Origin of the sequence: Paenibacillus suaedae, assembly GCF_032337355.1 — a bacterium.
Taxonomy (GTDB): Bacteria; Bacillota; Bacilli; order Paenibacillales; family Paenibacillaceae; genus Paenibacillus_B; species Paenibacillus_B suaedae.
On record NZ_JAVYAA010000002.1, the window covers coordinates 1191031 to 1210090 of the forward strand.

At 54.5% G+C, this 19060-nt stretch carries 21 protein-coding genes; all 21 read right to left on the bottom strand.

The genetic code is table 11. The annotated features are described in order from the left end of the window. Positions 1–41 precede the first annotated feature (41 nt). Positions 42–809: a DODA-type extradiol aromatic ring-opening family dioxygenase gene (locus RQP50_RS12960; protein ID WP_315745692.1), complete on the bottom strand. Its 768-nt coding sequence runs from the start codon at positions 807–809 to the stop codon at positions 42–44. A gap of 93 nt (positions 810–902) precedes the next feature. Continuing rightward, on the bottom strand, positions 903–1538 hold the full coding sequence (locus tag RQP50_RS12965; RefSeq protein WP_044353956.1) for an NAD(P)-dependent oxidoreductase: 636 nt from the start codon (positions 1536–1538) through the stop codon (positions 903–905). Between the two features lie 195 nt (positions 1539–1733). Further along, positions 1734–2171, bottom strand: coding sequence for an Rrf2 family transcriptional regulator (locus RQP50_RS12970; RefSeq protein ID WP_315745693.1), 438 nt, complete (start codon positions 2169–2171; stop codon positions 1734–1736). 588 nt (positions 2172–2759) lie between these two features. Beyond that, positions 2760–3614, bottom strand: a complete 855-nt coding sequence (gene paaX, locus RQP50_RS12975) for a phenylacetic acid degradation operon negative regulatory protein PaaX (protein WP_072730416.1) — start codon at positions 3612–3614, stop codon at positions 2760–2762. A gap of 126 nt (positions 3615–3740) precedes the next feature. Continuing rightward, on the bottom strand, positions 3741–4163 hold the full coding sequence (locus RQP50_RS12980) for a thioesterase family protein (protein WP_072730415.1): 423 nt from the start codon (positions 4161–4163) through the stop codon (positions 3741–3743). 55 nt (positions 4164–4218) lie between these two features. Beyond that, positions 4219–5418: a thiolase family protein gene (locus RQP50_RS12985; protein ID WP_315745694.1), complete on the bottom strand. Its 1200-nt coding sequence runs from the start codon at positions 5416–5418 to the stop codon at positions 4219–4221. Beyond that, positions 5396–6169 carry a 3-hydroxyacyl-CoA dehydrogenase family protein gene (locus RQP50_RS12990; RefSeq protein WP_315745695.1) on the bottom strand — a complete coding sequence of 258 codons (774 nt, stop codon included), beginning with the start codon at positions 6167–6169 and terminating at the stop codon, positions 5396–5398. The genes RQP50_RS12985 and RQP50_RS12990 overlap by 23 nt, the downstream gene beginning before the upstream one ends. Then, a complete protein-coding gene (locus tag RQP50_RS12995; protein ID WP_174810974.1) occupies positions 6159–7037 on the bottom strand; it encodes a 3-hydroxyacyl-CoA dehydrogenase family protein in 879 nt (292 codons plus the stop codon). The genes RQP50_RS12990 and RQP50_RS12995 overlap by 11 nt, the downstream gene beginning before the upstream one ends. A 3-nt stretch (positions 7038–7040) precedes the next feature. Continuing rightward, positions 7041–7847 carry an enoyl-CoA hydratase-related protein gene (locus RQP50_RS13000; protein WP_315745756.1) on the bottom strand — a complete coding sequence of 269 codons (807 nt, stop codon included), beginning with the start codon at positions 7845–7847 and terminating at the stop codon, positions 7041–7043. Positions 7848–7861: 14 nt separating this feature from the next. Beyond that, the gene (locus RQP50_RS13005; protein WP_315745696.1) at positions 7862–8644 is read right to left on the bottom strand and encodes an enoyl-CoA hydratase-related protein; all 783 of its coding nucleotides are present in this window, start codon (positions 8642–8644) and stop codon (positions 7862–7864) included. After that, the gene (locus RQP50_RS13010; protein WP_315745697.1) at positions 8641–9996 is read right to left on the bottom strand and encodes a phenylacetate--CoA ligase family protein; all 1356 of its coding nucleotides are present in this window, start codon (positions 9994–9996) and stop codon (positions 8641–8643) included. Before RQP50_RS13010 ends, RQP50_RS13005 begins: the two co-directional genes overlap by 4 nt. A gap of 11 nt (positions 9997–10007) precedes the next feature. After that, complete coding sequence (locus RQP50_RS13015; RefSeq protein WP_394358395.1) at positions 10008–10778, bottom strand: enoyl-CoA hydratase-related protein; 771 nt, start codon at positions 10776–10778, stop codon at positions 10008–10010. A 240-nt stretch (positions 10779–11018) separates the two neighbouring features. Beyond that, entirely contained in the window at positions 11019–11450 is a 432-nt protein-coding gene (locus RQP50_RS13020; RefSeq protein ID WP_142543425.1) for a PaaI family thioesterase, read from the bottom strand. Then, a complete protein-coding gene (locus tag RQP50_RS13025) occupies positions 11447–11749 on the bottom strand; it encodes an EthD family reductase (protein WP_315745698.1) in 303 nt (100 codons plus the stop codon). The genes RQP50_RS13020 and RQP50_RS13025 overlap by 4 nt, the downstream gene beginning before the upstream one ends. A gap of 55 nt (positions 11750–11804) precedes the next feature. Then, entirely contained in the window at positions 11805–13265 is a 1461-nt protein-coding gene (locus tag RQP50_RS13030; RefSeq protein WP_315745699.1) for an NAD-dependent succinate-semialdehyde dehydrogenase, read from the bottom strand. Positions 13266–13582: 317 nt separating this feature from the next. Then, the gene (gene paaD, locus RQP50_RS13035) at positions 13583–14083 is read right to left on the bottom strand and encodes a 1,2-phenylacetyl-CoA epoxidase subunit PaaD (protein WP_394358388.1); all 501 of its coding nucleotides are present in this window, start codon (positions 14081–14083) and stop codon (positions 13583–13585) included. A 15-nt stretch (positions 14084–14098) separates the two neighbouring features. Further along, positions 14099–14932, bottom strand: coding sequence for a 1,2-phenylacetyl-CoA epoxidase subunit PaaC (gene paaC, locus RQP50_RS13040; RefSeq protein WP_315745700.1), 834 nt, complete (start codon positions 14930–14932; stop codon positions 14099–14101). A 1-nt stretch (position 14933) separates the two neighbouring features. Then, positions 14934–15278 (bottom strand): 1,2-phenylacetyl-CoA epoxidase subunit PaaB, encoded by a 345-nt coding sequence (paaB, locus tag RQP50_RS13045; protein ID WP_315745701.1) that lies wholly within the window; start codon positions 15276–15278, stop codon positions 14934–14936. Next, positions 15275–16267, bottom strand: a complete 993-nt coding sequence (paaA, locus tag RQP50_RS13050) for a 1,2-phenylacetyl-CoA epoxidase subunit PaaA (protein WP_315745702.1) — start codon at positions 16265–16267, stop codon at positions 15275–15277. The genes paaB and paaA overlap by 4 nt, the downstream gene beginning before the upstream one ends. Further along, complete coding sequence (gene lpdA, locus RQP50_RS13055) at positions 16260–17702, bottom strand: dihydrolipoyl dehydrogenase (protein ID WP_315745703.1); 1443 nt, start codon at positions 17700–17702, stop codon at positions 16260–16262. The genes paaA and lpdA overlap by 8 nt, the downstream gene beginning before the upstream one ends. Next, positions 17703–19052 (bottom strand): dihydrolipoamide acetyltransferase family protein, encoded by a 1350-nt coding sequence (locus RQP50_RS13060; protein ID WP_315745704.1) that lies wholly within the window; start codon positions 19050–19052, stop codon positions 17703–17705. It abuts the gene before it with no gap. Positions 19053–19060: the final 8 nt, after the last annotated feature.

Genomic DNA, 19060 nt, shown 5'->3' on the forward strand with positions numbered 1-19060 from the left:
GTAATCCTGTGAAGGATAGCTCTCTTTCGATTGTAGAAGCATTACGTAAAGGACATGCACATGTAGCTGAGTGTCCCCATCTCATAGCTGCGATGAATGACCTTCGGATCATAGGCAGCTCCTGCACTTCCAAGCGCAATGAAGAATGGGACAAAATGTTCTGCCCGCGGTACTGCTAATGCAGCATGGGGAGCATGATCCCGATAAGCAGCCAGCTCACTCCATTGCTTCTTCTCCAGCTTCTCAATGAGCCAGTCATCGAACTGAATGGCCCAAGCTTCCGGCTCTGTCTGCTCCCACTTCAACATCCGCAAATTATGCACGGTCGCTCCGCTGCCTATGAGAAGAATATCCTCATCCAATTCACTTAGCGCCTCACCGATTAGCAGCTGCTGCTCTGCAGGGAGGAATGGGTTTACCGAGATTTGTACGACCGGAATATTCGCATTCGGGTACAAATGCTTCAACAACGACCATGAACCATGATCTAGACCGCGAGATTCATCACGGTTTACGGCAATCCCACGTGCGGACAAGCAGCGTTCTACTTCAGTGGCAATTTCGATGGAACCTGTAGCCGGATACTTCACCTGAAACAGTTCATCTGGAAAACCATAGAAATCATAGATCGTCTCATACGTTCCAGTTTGGAACGATATTGTAGTCTCTTCGGTTTCCCAATGGGCACTGAACAGAACAATCGCCTTCGGCTGCATGCTTGCTCCGAGCTCAGTTAGAAATCGAGTATATTCATTATCCAATATGGCAATCATCGGCGAACCGTGACTAAGAAAGATTGATTTTGGCATCTCGATTCTCCTTTATTGTTCAACTATGCTGTATGCTGGAGCCTAGCCGCAGCTAGGCATCCATTCATGCGTTTGAATTGTAAATCGTAACGATTAATAAGCTGCTGTGAAGCGACGGCCTGTAAATTGCGGGTTCTCCACTTCATCCAAGATGGCCACGGAGAAATCTTCTGCTGAGATGCGGCTGTTGCCTTCTGCGTCTACAACCAATTGGTCAGTACCAGTACGATATTGTCCAGTACGCTCTCCTGGCTCGATCAAGGCAGCAGGACTTACATTCGTCCATGCCAATGTGGATTCATGACGATATACATCAAGTGCATCACGGTGTGCGAGTGCAATTGGTTTCCATGCATCCGGGAAGTCCGGAGTATCTACCACTTGAACGCCTGGAGCCACTTCAAGACTGCCCGCTCCGCCAACGGAAATCAAGCGCTCAACTCCTGCCTGTTTCACCCCGTTAATCAAGGCGCGAGTAGCTTCGACAAGCGCAGATTCTTCACCCATCTTAGGACCGATGGAACTAATCACAACATCATGGCCTGCTGTACGCTCCGCAACACTTGCAGAATTCAGAATATCTCCGGTTACCACTGTCAAATTCGCATGCGACTGTGCAACACGTGAAGCATCACGAACAACTGCCGTTACCTCATGTCCTCTAGTCAAAGCCTCGTTCACAATACGTTGTCCAATTGTACCTGTAGCACCATATACTGCAATTTTCATAATCATCGATCTTCCCTTCTATATTCAATATTCGTTATTGCCTTCAAGTAAGTACCTTCAAGTAAGCAGTGCACGCTCACAACCACAATAGAACTTTAATGTAATAAAGGTAGTTACAACTCGCCCGCGAAAAACTCCATTATTCACTGGAGTATTTCTAATTCGAATTGATAACCGCCTGCATCCTAGAACGATTTACTCATTCTCTTCCATTCGATCCTTCAGGTCAACTGCCAGATGATCCAAGGTCATTTCTTCCAGCACCTGCTCCATGGCGGATTGCGCACGCAGCATAACCAGTTGTAACACCGATTCTATATTGGCTCCGATTGGACACTTCGGATTCGGATGATCATGGAACCCGAACAACTCCCCCTCTTCAACAGCCTCTACAGCACGATATACATCAAGAAGCGTAATATCGCCTGCCGGCTTGCTTAACGTTGCCCCACCAGTTCCAGGTCGTACATCGACGAGCCCAGCCTTCTTCAATTGAGACGTTACCCGCCGGATAACAACAGGATTCGTGTTGACGCTGCCCGCCATCCACTCCGACGTATGATGGGCGTTCGGTTCAAGCGCCAGCAAGGATAGAATGTGGACGGCTACACTAAAGCGGCTGCTTATCTTCATGCTGCTCACCCTTTCGTGTAACCATTATAGTTACAACCAGTTTGAATTGTCAAGCTTCCTTTTTTTCCACCTGCAAAGGAAAAGCGGCCCCGCCGTTCGATACATTGGCGCACACCGCTTTCTCACTTAATAGTGATAACACACTCATTCCTCGCAATTCCCTATATGTCCTAGCTGCCTATTTTGCAATTTGGCATAAATTACAGAAGCAAAGCGCTTATCTTTATGTGCAATTGAAATGAAGCACATTTGTACGTTTCCCTAGTAACTAAATTCGGATTCAACCAAATGATTCCACAAACAAGAGAGCTATCATCAGAACTTCTTTTACACAAACATGCAGAATAAGGACAAGTATTCATACAGGAGGAGACACGTGATTAACCGCAAAACGTACCGTTGGAATCATCGAAATGCTGCTCACTCCATGTCTTATGACTCGCACAAGCTTTCATTAAAAATATTCAACGGTAATACGACCCTACGTTAAAGCACGGAAGCAAAAAGGCTGCAAAGAGCCCTTATAAATCAAAAATCATAGAGATTCATTTTCCCGAGATATGTACCTATGCCAATGTTCCAAAAGAGTTATGCATGCTCGATATTGCGAAGCGGAAGCGCATCAGGAGAAGGTTCATATACTTGTTCAAAAAAACGACTGGCCCCTGTATGAAGCAAATCATAGTAGTTGTGGAACAATTGATCCGCTTCCTTGCCTAACCACACATCTGGCAACAGTTCTTCAGGGAAGTCCGGATCAATGAATAAGAACTTCCGGTACCAGTGAACCAGTTTGCTCTTCTCTACGAAGCAGTAGCCGTCAGGTATGGCATCCCCCTGCTGCATCATCGTGAGCAATTTTTCATAACTTGGGCGGTATACCTCAATAAATTCAGCATAAGCCGCATTAATCTCATCGATGTTCCAGCACTTCTGCACCAACTGCCTAGATTTGCTCCAAGCGATATGATCCGCCTTAAAAATTTCCACATATCCGGATATCCCGCGTGATTCCACGATGTCCCTCACCTTGTCAGTCAGATCGTTAGGGCTGATCCAGGTGCTCGTCGTCAACATGCCGAAGCCGAGCCATGCCAGTTCCTTGCGCAATTGATCCCGTATGCCCCGATCCTTTTCGGGAATGTTGTAGCTCGCAATGCACCATTTGCCATCCCACACATCTGTCTCTTGCTTATAAATGCGGGCCGCCGCCTCATCCAAGCGCCGCTTGCCGCGCGGGGACATTGAATAATAGCTGCGATTTCCCACCTTGCGCGACTCCAGCCACCCTTGGCGAAGCATGCGCGAGATAGCGGCCCGTACGGCCTGGTCGGTCAAACCGAACTCCCCCATCAGGGCGGTCAGGCTCCCAACCCAGATTTCGCTACCATAATGACGTACATATTCGCCGTATATGGTAAACAGCATCGATTGCGGCCTCATGTTCACCACTCCTAGTCAATCACGTGATTTCCAAATGTTGTATCTCGTCAAATTGTATCACTTGATTCTCCATAGCTCAAGCAAAATGGAGGGCATATCGGAGTGGAGGAACCACCGCTCAGCTTGTCAAGACAGCTTCTGCTCTTCTTCCGCCTTGCGGCGCAAAGCCGTGAGCCGCTCTGCCATCGTATTTTTATAGAAAACCGCCTGCGTAAACGTTCCTTTGCCGACTAGATTGATTCGCGTCTCTGCTGTCACCTCGCACACCATGCGCTTCGCTCCCACCTCGACACATACAGCTCGAAACGTTACCTCCTGTCCGGCGACCGCAGGCCCTACATGCTTGATATCAAGAGCTAGCCCCGAAGCTTCTTCCTCTTCGTCCAAAAAAGAAACGATCATCTCTCGACCAGCCTTCTCCATATAGTAAATCATGGTGACGGTAGACATCACTTCGTGAATGGTCGTGCCGTCAAAAGCAGGATACATATCCGGTGTAACAGTCACAGCAAAAGCTATTTCAGCGCCTGGAACCAATCCTTGCTTCACGTCGATTCCTCCTCGCCAAAAAAATCAACCATGCCCATTCAGGCTGCCGGCCTGGTCATATTCGCTCAATTATAGTGGCGATGCCTTGACCGACGCCGATGCACATCGCAGCCAAGCCGTAACGCACCTCTCGGCGCTCCATCTCATTGAGCAGTGTCGTTAATATCCGAGCCCCGCTGCACCCGAGCGGATGGCCAATCGCAATCGCCCCGCCGTTCACATTCACCCGAACCGGGTCGATATCCAACTCCCGCATGCTGGCAATTGCCTGTGCAGCAAATGCTTCATTCAGCTCGAACAGATCAATGTCCTCAATACTCAGTCCAGCCTGCTGAAGTGCTTTGCGCGCGGCCGGCACGGGGCCGATTCCCATCACGGACGGATCGACGCCAGCAGATGCAGCAGCAACTACGCGGGCGCGTGGGCGAAGTCCGAGCGAATGTGCGGCCTCCTGTTCCATAATGAGCAACGCCGCTGCCCCGTCGTTCAGTCCCGACGAGTTCCCGGCCGTCACAGTTCCCCCTTGCTTGAAGGCCGGCTTCAACTTCTGCAACTGTTCCAGCGTCGTCTCAGGACGAGGATGTTCATCCTGCTCGATCTTCATGATCTGGCCCTTGCGCCCGGTCACCTCCACCGGAACAAGCTCGGCTGCAAACTTCCCGGCTGCTTGGGCTTCAGCATACTTCCGTTGGCTGGAGAGCGCAAACTCATCCTGCTCCTCCCGGCTGACGCCGTATTGCTCCGCCACGTTCTCCGCTGTCTCCCCTAGACTGATGGGAGGATAGAGAGTGGCCAGCTTGTCATTGGTCATCCTCCAGCCCAAAGTCGTATCGTAGATCTGCTGGTGCCCACGCTGAAAAGCGGCCTCCGGCTTCATCATCACATAAGGTGCCCGCGTCATGCTCTCCGTTCCGGCGGCAATATACATATGTCCCGCCCCTGCCATAATGGCATAGGCGCTTTGCAGAACGGCCTCCATGCCAGATCCGCATAGGCGATTTACCGTCACGCCCGGCACCTCGACCGGCATTCCAGCCAGCAGCAGCGACATGCGCGCCACATTGCGGCAGTCCTCCCCCGCCTGATTCGCACAGCCGACAATAACGCCGTCTACCCGATCAGGGGCGACCGGATTCCGCTCCAACAGGCTGCGAATAACGATCGCGCCCAGATCATCGGCGCGCACATCCTTGAGCGCTCCGCCGTAGCGTCCGATCGGCGTACGTATCGCATCAATAATTACGGGTGTTGCCATCTTGTTCCCCCCCAATATCATAGGAATAGAAGCCTTGGCCGCTGCGGGAGCCAAACCGGCCTGCTAGCACGAGCTTGCGCAGTAGCGGAGCTGGGCGGTACCGCTCTTCACCCAGATCGCGGTGGAGCCCGCTCAGAACCGCCAGCACATCATCCAGCCCGATTCTGTCTGCCCATTCAAGCGGACCGTACGGATAACCGGTTCCCAGCTTCATAGCCGTATCGATATCCGTAGCGGAAGCCGTTCCTTCCATTAGAGCGAAAGCAGCTTCATTTACGATTAAGGCCAGAATGCGCGGGAAGACAAGTCCCGCCTCATCCTGCACAATGTCTACCTGTTTACTCAAAGAGTGGAACAGCTCCTCCACACTATGAAGGGTTTCCTTTGATGTCTGCAAGGCAGGAGCCACTTCAATCAACTCGCGTTCTTCCAGAGGTGCGAGCGTTCCGAATCCGCATATTCGCTTCGGTTGAGATGCCCATGATGCGATCTCAGTGGCAGAGAGAGCTAACGAGGTAGCCGCGATTGGTATTTCTGGCGGCAATAGCCGATCCATTTTCACGATATTCGCCTGTTTTTCAACCACATCATCATTGGTTACTTCCATACCGTATCGAACCGAGGAGAGGGCATCCCTGCACTCCTCCGACTCTGCCAAGGAAATAATCTGATATCCGCTTCGTTTCAGCAGCACATGAAGGCCTTCCCGCAGTGGGCCGTTCCCATCCAACAGGATTGTGTTATTGGTCATATGAATAAAACCCCTCTCCTGTCTTCCTGCCTAAGCTTCCTGCCTGCACCATGCGCTGCTGTATCCGGCTCGGCTTGAAGCGGCTCTCATGATTGAACCGGGTATAGACCGATTCCGTTGTCGCCAGATTCACGTCGAGACCAATTAGATCCTGCAGCTCGAACGGCCCCATTTTGAAACCGCCAGCCTGCTTCATAATGCGATCAATCTGCTCCGGTTTAGCCACTCGGTCGCTTATGATGCGCAGCGCTTCATTATAATAAGGTCGGGCGACGCGGTTGACGATAAATCCGGGCGAGTCCTCCGCCAACACAGGCACCTTGCCAAGTTCTTCCGCAAACCTGCGAGCTGTAGCGACGCAGGCATCTGCCGACTTGTGGCCGCGGATGACTTCTACGAGCGGCATAACCGGCGCAGGGTTGAAGAAATGAAAGCCTATGATGCGCTCCGGATGAGGCAAGCCTGCTGCAAGTTCCGTAATGGAAAGGGAAGACGTATTGCTCAGCAGCAGAGCATCACTGCTGCAAAGCTCTGTTAAGCGGGCGAACACAGAGCGCTTCAACTCCTGATTCTCGGGGATCGCCTCGATGACGATCGAGCATGAGCTTAATGCTGCCATGTCCTGCACTAACTCAATAAGATTATGTGTCGACCGTTTCTCTTCCGCCGAGATTTTCCCCTTCGCAACATCCTTCGACAGAACCGTACCAATATAGGTTTGCGCAGCTTCCAGCACCTCTGGCTTAATATCCTGCAATCGAACACGGCGACCCCGCCGAGCGCATACGAGCGCGATCCCCGCTCCCATCGTGCCAGCACCGATAATACCGACCATGCCGAGGCTTCCTCCGGAAACATAGTCTTCCATCGGCTATACCCCCTTGAACATAGGCGGCCGCTTCTCTAGAAAAGCCTGCATGCCTTCCCGGTGATCCTGCGTGCGTCCGGCAATCTCCTGGGCATATGCCTCCTGCTCCAGTGTCTCCGCCAGCCCCTTTTCCAGTCCCCGGTTCATTGTCTGCTTCATCAGCCAGATCGCCCGCGTCGGAAGCTGAGCTAGCTTGGCTGCAAGCTCAGCTGCTTCCTCGTCCAGCCGTTCGGCAGAGCATACGCGATTGACCAAGCCAATCCGATGCGCCTCCTTCGCCGTAACGCGATCCCGAATCGTGGCAATTTCTATCGCCTTGGCCAAGCCGACAAGGCGCGGCAGGAAGTAGCATCCCCCTGAATCGGGAACAAGCCCTATATTAATGAATGCACTGACAAAATAAGCCCGCTCAGACATCACACGCATATCACAAGCAAGGGCGAGGCTCATCCCTGCTCCTGCCGCTACGCCGTTCACAGCCGCGATAACCGGCAGCTCCGTGTTGCGAATTTGCATAATGAGCGGATTGTAGCGCGAACGCAGCATGTCGCCGTGGTTTGCAGCTCCGTCCTGCCCGGCTACCCCCTCACCGCCGACACCCGGCACATCGCCCAGATCCTGCCCTGCGTTGAATGCTTTGCCCGCTCCTGTCAGGACGATACAGCGCGCCGCGGAATCTTTGCCTGCCTGACGGAACGCATCAATGATCTCGGCGATCATCTTCCCGGTGAAGGCGTTATACTTATCCGGCCGATTCATCGTGATCCGGGCTACGCCTGCTGATACTTCGTACAGAATCGTCTCGTACACAGCCATGATTCCTCCTATCTGCCCTTGAATTGGGGACTTCGCTTCTCTTGAAAAGCAAGCATGCCTTCCTTCTGATCCTCGCTCGCAAACAACAGATGGAAACATTGCCGCTCAAAATCAAGCCCTTCGACCAGCGAAAGATCCTCCGCCTTGCGAACGGCCTGCTTAATAAGGGAAACAGCCAGTGGCGGCTGGTTGGCAATGCGCCGCGCAAGCTTCAGCGCTTCCTCCAAATAAAGCTCAACTGGAGCTACCTTGTTAATTAGACCACAGCGTAGAGCCTCTTCCGCGAGCATCGTATCCCCGGTCAGCAGCAGTTCCATCGCCTTGCGCTGCCCCACTGCTCTGGTCAACCGCTGCGTTCCTCCAGCACCAGGCATAACGCCAATACGAATTTCCGGCTGCCCGAAGCGCGCCGTATCCGAGGCAACAACGAGATCACAGTTCATCATCAGCTCACAGCCTCCACCGAGCACATATCCGCTCACAGCGGCGATGATCGGTTTAGCGATGCCGCCGATGCGATCCCAGACATCGAACTGCCGCTTCAATAGCAGCGATACAGCGGATTCATCCGCCATTTCCCTAATATCCGCTCCGGCGGCGAAGGCCTTATCATTTCCTGTAATAACTAGCACCTTCACAGCATCGTCCCGATCCATTCGTTCCAGCTCGACCACCAGTTCCTGCATCAGCTCGCGATTCAAAGCATTCAACACGTCAGGCCGATTCAGGGTAAGCACACCTACAGCGCCGTCCACCGACACGGTCACATTCCTACTGCCCATCTTCGTCATCCCGCCCCCACTCCTTCACTTTCTTGAACGTCTGCCGCTCGCTTGCGGTTATCAACAATGCGTACTGCTTTTCCCTCGCTGCGCGCAATCGAATCCGGCTCATTCACATGCAGTAAAACAGAGACACCGAGCGAGCATTTGATCGCCTTGCCGATCTCCTTTACCAGTTCGGCAACCTCCTGGCTTTCCAGAACGCTGCCTACCCGATTCCAGAATTCCGGCGTAATCTCACAATGAATCTCGAAGCGGTCAAGTGCATTGTCCCGCTCAATGACGACTTGATAATGGGGCGCAAGTTGGGAGAAGTTAAGCAGCACAGCCTCGAGCTCGGTTGGGTAAACGTTGACGCCGCGTATAATCAGCATGTCATCTACTCTTCCTTTAATCCGGGACATCCGCATCGTCGTGCGGCCGCATTTGCAGGTACCCGGGTGAAGCGAAGCGATATCGCCCGTCCGGTAGCGGATGACTGGGAATGCTTCCTTGGTCAGTGAAGTAAACACCAGCTCGCCTTCCTGCCCGTACGGCAGCGGTTCACCCGTCTGGCGATCGACCACCTCCGCCAGAAAATGATCTTCGGCAATATGCAGACCATCCTGCGCTTCCTGGCACTCGATAGCGATACCTGGCCCAAGCACCTCACTCAATCCATAAATATCAATCGCCTTAATGCCAAGAGCATCCTCAAGATGGCGGCGCATTTCCTCCGACCAAGGCTCCGCGCCAAAAATGCCGTACTCGATGCTCGTTGATCGCGTATCAATGCCCTGCTTGCGCATTTCCTCCACCAGATTCAAAATATAAGACGGTGTACCTGACAACCCGCGCGGCTTGAAATCCTGAATAAGCGTAATCTGGCGCGGTGTATTCCCTCCCGACACAGGCACAGCGACTGCGCCCAGACACTCGATGCCATAATGCAGGCCCAATCCGCCCGTGAACAAGCCATACCCATACGCGTTGTGAAAAATATCCCCGGGCCGACCGCCTGCGCAGCAAATGGCGCGCGCAACAATTTCCGCCCAAGCTTCAATATCCTGCTTCGTGTACCCCACAACGATCGGCTTGCCTCTCGTGCCGGATGAACCATGGATACGTACAACTTCGCTCATCTCGGTCGCGAACAATCCGAACGGATAATAATCGCGCAGATCGGATTTCTTCATGAACGGCAGGCGGCGGATATCCTCCAAACTGCGAATGTCCTCCGGATCAAGGCCCGCCCGATCCAACGCAGCACGATGAAAAGGTACTCGGTCATATGCCCGCTTGACGGCGTGGCGGAGCCTCTCCAATTGGAGCGCTCGCATCCGTTCATGCGGCATCGTTTCCATTTCGACATTGAATATCACGCGCTACCCTCCTACTCCCCACGGAAGACAGGCTTTCGTTTGTCCGCAAAGGCTTCTAATGCCTCCGCCCGATCCTTCGTCGGAATAATCATCTCATAGGCTTGTGCCTCAACTTCTAGTCCGGAATACAAACCAACATGGCTTCCCCGGTTTATGGCGTATTTGGCCTGATAGACCGCGAGCGGCGCATTAGATGCAATCTCATTCGCCAAATCAAGCGTCATTGCGTGGAGCTGCTCTGCGTCATCGGCTATTCCGTTCAGCAATCCGTATTGCAGCGCATCTTGGGCGTTCATCTTCCGCGCAGTCAGGATAAGCTCCTTCGCCCGCGTTGGCCCGATAAGCCGCGGCAGCCGCTGCGTTCCACCTGCACCGGGAATGATGCCCAGACTCACCTCGGTAAGTCCCATACGGGCATCCCGAACAGCTAAGCGCAAATCGCAGGCCAGCATTAATTCGAAACCGCCGCCGAACGCATATCCATTCACCGCTGCAATCGTCGGCTGCGGAAGCTCCTCCACGGCGGTGAATACATCCCGGATCGCACGCACGTTGCGTCTCACCTGTTGTTCATTCAGCGTGCGCCGTTCCTTTAGATCAGCCCCTGCGCTGAAGGCTCGGCCCGCGCCTGTCACGATGACGGCACGAATCTGATGACGATCCTCCCGGATTTCAACGACGATTTCTCCCAGGCGCACCAGCGTTTCATAATTGAGGGCATTTAAGTCGGCAGGCCGATTCAGCGTAATGACGGCAACATGACCGTGGCGATCCAGCTTCACTGACTGTTCCGTCCCTTGCTCCTGAAGCGTACCTTGAACTTGTACCTGGTCTTTTACCTGGTCTTTTACCTGTTTCAGATTTTTCTGATTCTGACCCTGTTCTTGATCCTGCACTGGTACCTCACTTTGTACCGACACCTTGCTCAGCCTCTGCTCCTGCATCTCCATCGATTCGTTCAGCCCCCTCTTTTCCGCTGATCCGTCTGCTCGACAACCTCCCACTGCTTTTACTCCATCGCCTTATTCCTGCTTCGTGGACGGCAATTCCGTGCCTTGTTCCCCTCGTTTAGGACTGACGCGCGCGTATGTCCCCAAAGCGACAGCGACAAGCTTCCCATCGCAGGTAATGCGCGCGTCCGTCACAATTAAATTGCGCCCCCGCTTCAGCACCCGAGACTCCGCAACGAGAAGTTCGCCGATGGCCGGAGACAAATAATTGATCTTGCTCTCCACGGTTACACACTGCTGCACCCCGTCAATCGGGGGTGCAGCCGCATGGCCCATGGCGGCGTCAGCCAACGTGTTCGTCACGCCGCCATGTACGAAGCCTTCGATGCTGTTATGAAGATCAGGGTGGGTATGCAATTGCATAACACAGCCATCTTCATCCAGCCGAACGATCTCGATTCCAAGCAAATCATTAAACCGGTTGCGATGCGTCGGCTTGCTCACTCATGAACCTCCGCCATATGCATGGATACCACTTTGCCAGCAAACCCCATCAAATCCTTACCGGACGCCTTGCCCTCAGCAGATGACAGGGCTGCCTTCAAGGCCTCTCTCGATTCAAAATACATCTCGCAAATCAGGTGCAGATCGCTCTCCCCCATTGGCGTTCCATAAATCGTTCCCACCTCCATCTTCACGAGTCCAGGCATTTTTGCTGCCAATGGAGAATGGGTATTGAAATAATGCTCGTTGAACGCCTCGACATCCTCAGGCTTGCGGTAGATCGCTATTAATTTGACCATGAATAAATCCTCCCTTATATCTCAATATTCAATCATTAAATCGATCAAACGATGATTACAACCCGAACGAAACAAATTTCGTTTCCAAAAATGCATCCATTCCGTAGCGTCCGCCCTCCAGGCCAAGTCCGCTTTCCTTCCAGCCTCCGAATGGCGCCTGAGTCTGTGTTGGTGAACCATCATTAATACCTACGATGCCGTATTCCAAAGCCTCCGCCAGACGGAAACAGCGGCTGCTGTCGCGCGTATAGGCATAGGCAGCCAAGCCATATGATGTGTCGTTCGCCATTTGGATAACATCAGATTCATTCGTGAAGGTCATCATCGGCACAACTGGGCCGAATGTTTCCTCAGCAGCAATCTCCATTTCCTTAGTTACACCCGTAATGACGGTCGGCTCACAATAGAAGCCCTTGCCGTATTCCCCCTCCATCAAGCGCTTGCCGCCAAATACAACTTTCCCGCCTTTGTCCTGTGCATCCTGAATATGGCGCAGCACTTTATCAAGCGCCCGTTGGTTGACGAGCGGGCCAATTTCCGTCTCTTTGCTGCGGCCGTCGCCAACCTTCGCCTTGCTCAGCCGCTCGATCAGCTTGGCGCTGAATTCCTCCGCCACAGACTCATGCACATACAGGCGGTTCGTACAGATGCACATTTGCCCCGAATTGCGGAACTTGCTCTCGAACAGCCCTGCAACCGCCGCGTCCAAGTCTGCATCCTCGAACACAATAAACGGCGCATGCCCACCCAATTCCAGACTGACCCGCTTCACGTGCTTGGCCGCCCCTTCCATCAACAGCTTGCCGACGCGCGTCGAGCCAGTGAAGGCAATTTTGCGAACCTTTGGATTGTCGAGAAGTTCCTGGCCCACCGTCTCCGGCTGGCCGATGACCAGATTAGCGACACCGGCTGGGAACCCGGCTTGTGCGATCAGCTCGAATAACTTAATTGCGCTTAGCGGCGTGCTCTCGGCTGGCTTCAAAACGACCGTGCACCCTGCGGCGAGTGCGGGCGCAATCTTCCGCGCGACCATATTAACCGGGAAGTTCCATGGTGTGATCGCTCCGACGACGCCGACCGGATGGCGGCTGACCATAATTCGCTTGTTCGGCACAGAGGACGGAACCGTCTCGCCATACACCCGCTTCGCTTCCTCTGCATACCACATGAAGTTGTCGGCAGCTCCCAGCACCTCGCCCTTGGCCTCCCGCAGCGGCTTGCCCATCTCGGCCGAGATAATGCTCGCCAATTCATCACGATGGCTGCGCACCAATTCATATAATTGGTACAAATATTTTGAGCGCTCACGGGCAGTCAAGCGGGACCAGCTTGGAAATGCCAGATGAGCCGCATCGATGGCCGCTCTTGCGTCCAAATGATCACCATAGCTTACCGTCCCTACCTCTTCTCCAGTTGCTGGATTAACGACACGGAGCATACCGCCGCCTTGTGCTTGCGTCCATTCTCCGTTGATGAACATCGACTTCAATTCAACAGTTTGCATGCTTTTTTCCATCGTTATCGGATACCCTCCCTCTGCCTCTGCAGCTTATTCCGCTCCAAAGGCGGCGCAAATGTGCGCAATAGTGTTTCTTGCCTTTCATGACGTTGCCTTTAAAATAACTTGATCAACCCTTACAGAACCTTGTAATACCACACAAAAAACGCAGTGCAACAAACCAAACGTCTAACAACATCACATTCCCGCTAAACTACAGGCATCAATCCTTAAAATCTTAAAGCCTTAGAGCACTAGAGATTAAGCATTAAGCATTAAATACTAAGCACTAGAGCATTAAAGGCATTACGAACCATACAAGCCCAATCCCAGTCTCACAACACTTTCAAAGCTTCGAACGGATTTTTGCAGTGCCTGCAATATAAAATGCTGCGGCAAGCCGCCGGACCGAACATATTGTCCATGCGTGTGTACGGAGAATCGCAGTAGGGGCACCGCACCTTCCACTCTTCGCCCGGCGTACAACCGCGCGGCGGTGCAACAATGCCGAATGAACGCAGCTTCTCCCGGCCTTCGTCGCTAATCCGATCCGAGATCCAGGCTGGTTCCCGCAGGAAGTGGACGTTCGCCTCGCGCACTTCCTCGATGGAAAGCAGCTTCTCCTGAATTTCGCTCCTCATCAATTCCAGAGCAGGACAGCCAATGAAGGTCGGCAGTACCTCCACCTCAACCACGCTCTCGTCTACAACTACCCTGTGAATCATCCCCATCTCGATCATGCTGATGACGGGGATTTCTGGATCCTTGACCTCCTGCAGCAGTGCCCAAATTCGTTCCTCAAGCCCCGTTGGCATCTGTCGCATAATCTGTGTCACGATGAACCGCCTCCTTTACCAGCTGGCCGCCGGGTCAATCCGGTACACCTCCGACAAGATGCCGACGACTTGCGTCAAATCGTCGGTATGCTGCCCGTCGCGTCCAGTCCTGACAGGAGTATTCCAGTCTCCTGGCCATGCGAGCCCACTCGCTTCGAACAAGCTCTGCGCCGATGTCTTCCAGCGCCGTGCCAATTCATCGCCACCTATGCTCAGACCGAAGCGTACGATCGCCTCCTCCTCGCTGCCTAGCGGGAACAGGCTTCCAATATCGCTCCACGCCTGGGCTACAGCCGCAATCAATCGGGAACGCGCCTCGTTCGTGCCGCCCGCCAGCCGCGTGAACCAGGAGCGCCAATACCGGCTGTGATACTGATGCTCGCGCAGCATTTTGCTGGCCTCCTGCCTTAGCGGCACATACGAGGAATCGGTCAGCACTTCCAGCCGGATTTCCTTGAATAGGCCGTATAGGCTGCAGCGGGCAATCGCGAACGCCCAGTCGTAATGCGGCTCATTCGCATACTCGCCTGGTCCGTTTGGTCGCTCGAGCAGTATGGCATTGCGGAACGCCTCCGGGCTGCGCAAATGCGCCAGGTCATCCGCCTTGCCAGCTCCTAATTCCTCCAGCATCTCGTATAGCATCGCTGCATGCCCCATCATGTCCTGCGCCATCGAGGAGAAAGCGACATCTTCTTCGATGTGAGGCGCCAGCCCAAGCCATTCCGATCCCCGGTATGCCAAAATATAGTCATCGTCTGCAATCTGCAGCAAAAGCTCCTGCAACGCCCGAGTATAATCCGGGCGGCGCTTGGCCTCTTCCGCAGCCGCTACTTCGATATGCTCCGACATTTCACCCCTCCTTCTGTGCTGCGATATCCACCTTGCCCTCATACTCTTCCTTGTGGCGCCGCCACCTCGATTGGATGTCGCCATATCCCTTTGTTTCGCGGTAGCTTTTGTTGTCCAGCCGTTCGAGGCTCTCGCGTTCCTCCGGTGTCAGTCCGTAAATATCATTGCGGTTCACAACCCAGATGTTGATGCAGGGCTCGCGGCGCATGAAGTTCTCCCGCGCCATCAGGAGCGCGGCTTCCGGGTTAGGCGCCAACAAGCTGAACTGGTGCACGAAGCCGGCAGACGGGCTCTTTTGGCTGAATACCTCATAGACGGCAAATTTCTCTTTCCGTTCGCTGCTCATATCGCCCCTCCTCCAGCCGCATAGGATGTACGGGGCGGAGGCGCCACCATGGCTTCCCGCACCCATTCCGCCTCTTCGTAGGACGTTTTCCGCAGCCGCAGCCGCTGTACTGAGCAAGGCCCGTTTCCACGCACAATTTGTACAAAGAGATCCCAATCGGGCTGCTGGTAATGCCAGACGCCCTCCGCTTCGTCGTAACGAATCGTGTCGTCCGGAAGCGTCAAGCCCAAATGATAAATCCGGTTCACATATTTATGGAAAAAGGCCTGCCGCAGCTCCTCGTTCGTCTGCGTGCGAATCTTGTAACGCATGTTCATCTGCTGGTTGCTGGACACGGTTCCGCCTTCTGGCGGGCCAAAGAACATCAGCAAGGAAGGCCACCAGCGGTTTACAGCCTCCTGCAGCATCCGGCGCTGCGCCGGCGTTCCTTCAGCCAGCCCCAATACAATGCTTTCACCGTGCTGGGCATGGAATTTCTCCTCCGCGCATATGCGCTGGAGCGCGCGGGCATATGGCGCGTAGGATGTCTCGAGCGACATAGACTGGGTAATGATCGCGGCTCCGTCAACGAGCCAGGCGATGACGCCTGCATCAGCCCATGTGGGCGCCTCCATATGGAACACGTTGTGGAATTTCAGCTTTCCCGAGAACAGATTGCGCAGCAGATCCTCACGAGTCTGGCCGAGCGGCGCCATTAGATCCTCCACGACCCGCAGCAGCAGCTGTCCATGCCCCATCTCATCCTGCACCTTGGCCATAATCGCCAGTTTGCGGCGCAGCGTCGGCGCCTTCGGAACCCATTCCTTCTCCGGAAGCGCCCCCATTATTTCACTAACGCCATGCATCGATATCAGCTTAATTAACTGGTTGCGGTAATCGTCTGGCATCCAATCGTCCGCTTCAATCTTGTCGCCCCGGTCAATTCGGTTCAGAAAATGCGCCAAACGCTCGTCGTCCAGCGATCCATCCTGGCCCTTCCGATTACTCATCTTCCAGCCTCCTCTCGTTCACAATGTGTATGGCATGCCCCAAAGCGGCGGCGGCGGCTTCCAGCCAGCCTTCACTGAGCGTCGGGTGCGGATGCACCGTCATAGCCACATCCTCCGCTCTCGCAGCCATTTCGAGGGCGAGGACCCCCTGGCCAATCAAGCTGCCGGCATCTGCCCCCACCGCATGCATGCCCAGCAGCAGACCGGTATCCTCTTCGGCGACTACTTCCGCAAAACCGTCTATCTTCCCAGCCGCCAGTGCGTATCCGTTGGCACGGAAAGGGAAGCGGCCCGTCTTCACCTTCATGCCCTGCCGCTCGGCTTCCGCCCGCGTCAATCCCACTCCAGCAATTTGCGGGTCAGAAAAAATAACGTACGGGACATACGGCGAGTCGAAAGCACTCGGCAATCCGCCGATCACCTCCGCGGCGACCGTACCCTGCCTCGCGGCGCGATGAGCAAGAGCAGGCCCTGGCGTAATATCACCGATGGCGAAAATGTGGCGCACATTGGTTCGACATTCCGCATCGACCGGAACATAGCCGCGCTCATCTATACGTACCCCGGCCTGACTGAGACCGAGTCCTTCTGTGTTCGGCATGCGTCCGACTGTCACAAGTACCTTGTCGCAGAGGACGCTTTCCTCCCCTTGCTGCCTCGATTCGAGTCGCAGCTCGACATAATCATCATGCTCAATAACCGCGCGCACTTCCGTGCCCATCATGATGACCATCCCTAGCTTGCTGGCGCGCCGCTTCACTTCCGCAGCGAGGCTGCCTTCTACAAGGGGGAGAATTCGCTCCTCGCACTCAATAAGTGTGACGCGGCATCCAAGCTTGGCGAATGCCATGCCCAACTCGATGCCAATATAGCCGCTCCCGATAATGACTAAATGCTCCGGTATACTGTCCGATTCCAGCGCCCCCGTGGAAGTGAGGATGCGGGAACCACCTGCCGCAGCGAATGCTGGGAGATGCGGCCGCGATCCTGTTGCGATAACCGCCTGCTTGAACTTGTAGGTCTCGAAGCCGAATTCCGTCTCTACCCCGACGCGATCATCAGACAGGAAGACTGCGCTCCCCTTCACGACCGTAACCCCGTTAGCGGCGCAGAGCTGCGCCACTCCGTTTCCCAGCCTGCCGACAATGCCGGACTTCCACAACTGCCAATCGGACATATTGAAGGAAAGAGCCCCAGACTCCATCCGCAGTCCCAGCTTGGAAGCTGATCTGGCTTCGTCATACAATCCGGCCGCATGAATCAGCGCCTTGGACGGAATGCAGCCCGAATGAAGACAAACTCCGCCGAGCTGCTCCTTTTCCACCAACACGACCGATTTGCCTAACTGACCCAGCCGGATCGCTGACGTATAGCCGCCGGGCCCGCCGCCAATGACAACAACATCCGTTTCTACTGCAATTTCACCGACGACCATCTATACCATCTCCGCCCATAATAAGTCAGGCTGCTCTAGCAGCCGCTTGATCCGATTCGTGAATCGAATCGCCTCCGCCCCATCGATAAGCCGATGGTCGAAGGAAAGCGCCATATTCATCATGAGGCGGATAACACCTTCCCCATTACGGACGACCATGCGCGGCTCCATTTTGTGCAGCGCCAGGATGGCCGCCTCTGGATGGTTAATGATCGGCGTTGCGAGCAGACTGCCAATCGGACCGACATTGCTGATCGTGAAGGTACCGCCAGTAATTTCCTCAAGCTTCAGTTTTCCTTCCCGCGCCCGCTCCGACAACCGCCCAATTTCTTCTGCCAGCTCAAATACTGTCTTCCGGTCGGCGTCCCGGATAACCGGAACGATAAGACCGTCCGATGTATCGGTCGCAATCCCAATGTGATAATAACGCTTCAATACAATTTCCTTCGTCTCGTCGTCAAGCGAAGCGTTGAAGAATGGGAACTCCTTAAGCGCGATGACAATTGCCTTGATGAAAAACGGCAAGTATGTCAACTTCACCTGCCGTTCGGCCGCCAGCGGCCGAAGCCGCTCACGCAGCGCCTGCAGGGCATCGGCTTCCAATTCATCCACCTGCGTGACATGCGGGATGATGGTCACTGCCTTAACCAGCCTTTCGGCGATCCTCAAGCGAACGCCGCGCAACGGAAGCCGCTCCTCGGCGCAAGAAGTCGGTGCGGCCCCATGCAACCCGGCAGCGGCATTCTGCGGCCGGACAGCGGAAGCCGTCCGCTCCAGCGCAGGCTGAACCGCATTTTCCCATATTAGGTCTGCCCCTGCCCTTTCCGCTTCCTTAGTCGTGCCCGCAGCAGCATAGCGCCGTACGTCCTCTTCGGATATCCGTCCGGCGGCTCCGCTTCCCTTCACCTGCTCGATGTCGACATTCAACTGCCTCGCAAGCTGGCGAACATAGGGAGCTGCGCGCACTCTTCCCACAGGTAATTCAGCAGACACCGACGGCGATGTCGCTGCAGACAATGGCAAGGCCACTGCTGGTGATGGCGAAGGAGCGTTGACAACCGCTGCTACTGAAGCCGCCTGTTCCGCCTTGCCCGCTTCCATCGCAGGAATGCGCCCCTCCGCTTCGAGAAGGAACAATACCTCGCCTACTCGAACTCCAGCACCCTCGGCGAACATCAGCTTGCGCACTACGCCGGCCGCCGGAGCGGTCAGCTCGGCGTTCACTTTGTCCGTCTGCACCTCGACGATCGGCTGATCGCAGGCCACCCATTCCCCTTCCTTAATGAGCCATTTTCCGATCTCCCCTTCGTGGATGCCTTCTCCTACGTCGGGAAGCTTGAACTCTATCATTCGCGTTC

Coding starts and splice junctions, on each gene's coding strand:
- RQP50_RS13060 (WP_315745704.1), bottom strand. CDS start 19,052: ATGATAGAGTTCAAGCTTCCCGACGTAGGAGAAGGCATCCACGAAGGG.
- RQP50_RS12990 (WP_315745695.1), bottom strand. CDS start 6,169: ATGACCAATAACACAATCCTGTTGGATGGGAACGGCCCACTGCGGGAA.
- RQP50_RS12960 (WP_315745692.1), bottom strand. CDS start 809: ATGCCAAAATCAATCTTTCTTAGTCACGGTTCGCCGATGATTGCCATA.
- RQP50_RS13005 (WP_315745696.1), bottom strand. CDS start 8,644: ATGACGAAGATGGGCAGTAGGAATGTGACCGTGTCGGTGGACGGCGCT.
- lpdA (WP_315745703.1), bottom strand. CDS start 17,702: ATGGTCGTCGGTGAAATTGCAGTAGAAACGGATGTTGTTGTCATTGGC.
- RQP50_RS12995 (WP_174810974.1), bottom strand. CDS start 7,037: ATGGAAGACTATGTTTCCGGAGGAAGCCTCGGCATGGTCGGTATTATC.
- paaX (WP_072730416.1), bottom strand. CDS start 3,614: ATGAGGCCGCAATCGATGCTGTTTACCATATACGGCGAATATGTACGT.
- paaB (WP_315745701.1), bottom strand. CDS start 15,278: ATGAGCAGCGAACGGAAAGAGAAATTTGCCGTCTATGAGGTATTCAGC.
- RQP50_RS12985 (WP_315745694.1), bottom strand. CDS start 5,418: ATGGCAACACCCGTAATTATTGATGCGATACGTACGCCGATCGGACGC.
- RQP50_RS12970 (WP_315745693.1), bottom strand. CDS start 2,171: ATGAAGATAAGCAGCCGCTTTAGTGTAGCCGTCCACATTCTATCCTTG.
- RQP50_RS13025 (WP_315745698.1), bottom strand. CDS start 11,749: ATGGTCAAATTAATAGCGATCTACCGCAAGCCTGAGGATGTCGAGGCG.
- RQP50_RS12965 (WP_044353956.1), bottom strand. CDS start 1,538: ATGAAAATTGCAGTATATGGTGCTACAGGTACAATTGGACAACGTATT.
- paaA (WP_315745702.1), bottom strand. CDS start 16,267: ATGAGTAATCGGAAGGGCCAGGATGGATCGCTGGACGACGAGCGTTTG.
- RQP50_RS13030 (WP_315745699.1), bottom strand. CDS start 13,265: ATGGAAAAAAGCATGCAAACTGTTGAATTGAAGTCGATGTTCATCAAC.
- paaC (WP_315745700.1), bottom strand. CDS start 14,932: ATGTCGGAGCATATCGAAGTAGCGGCTGCGGAAGAGGCCAAGCGCCGC.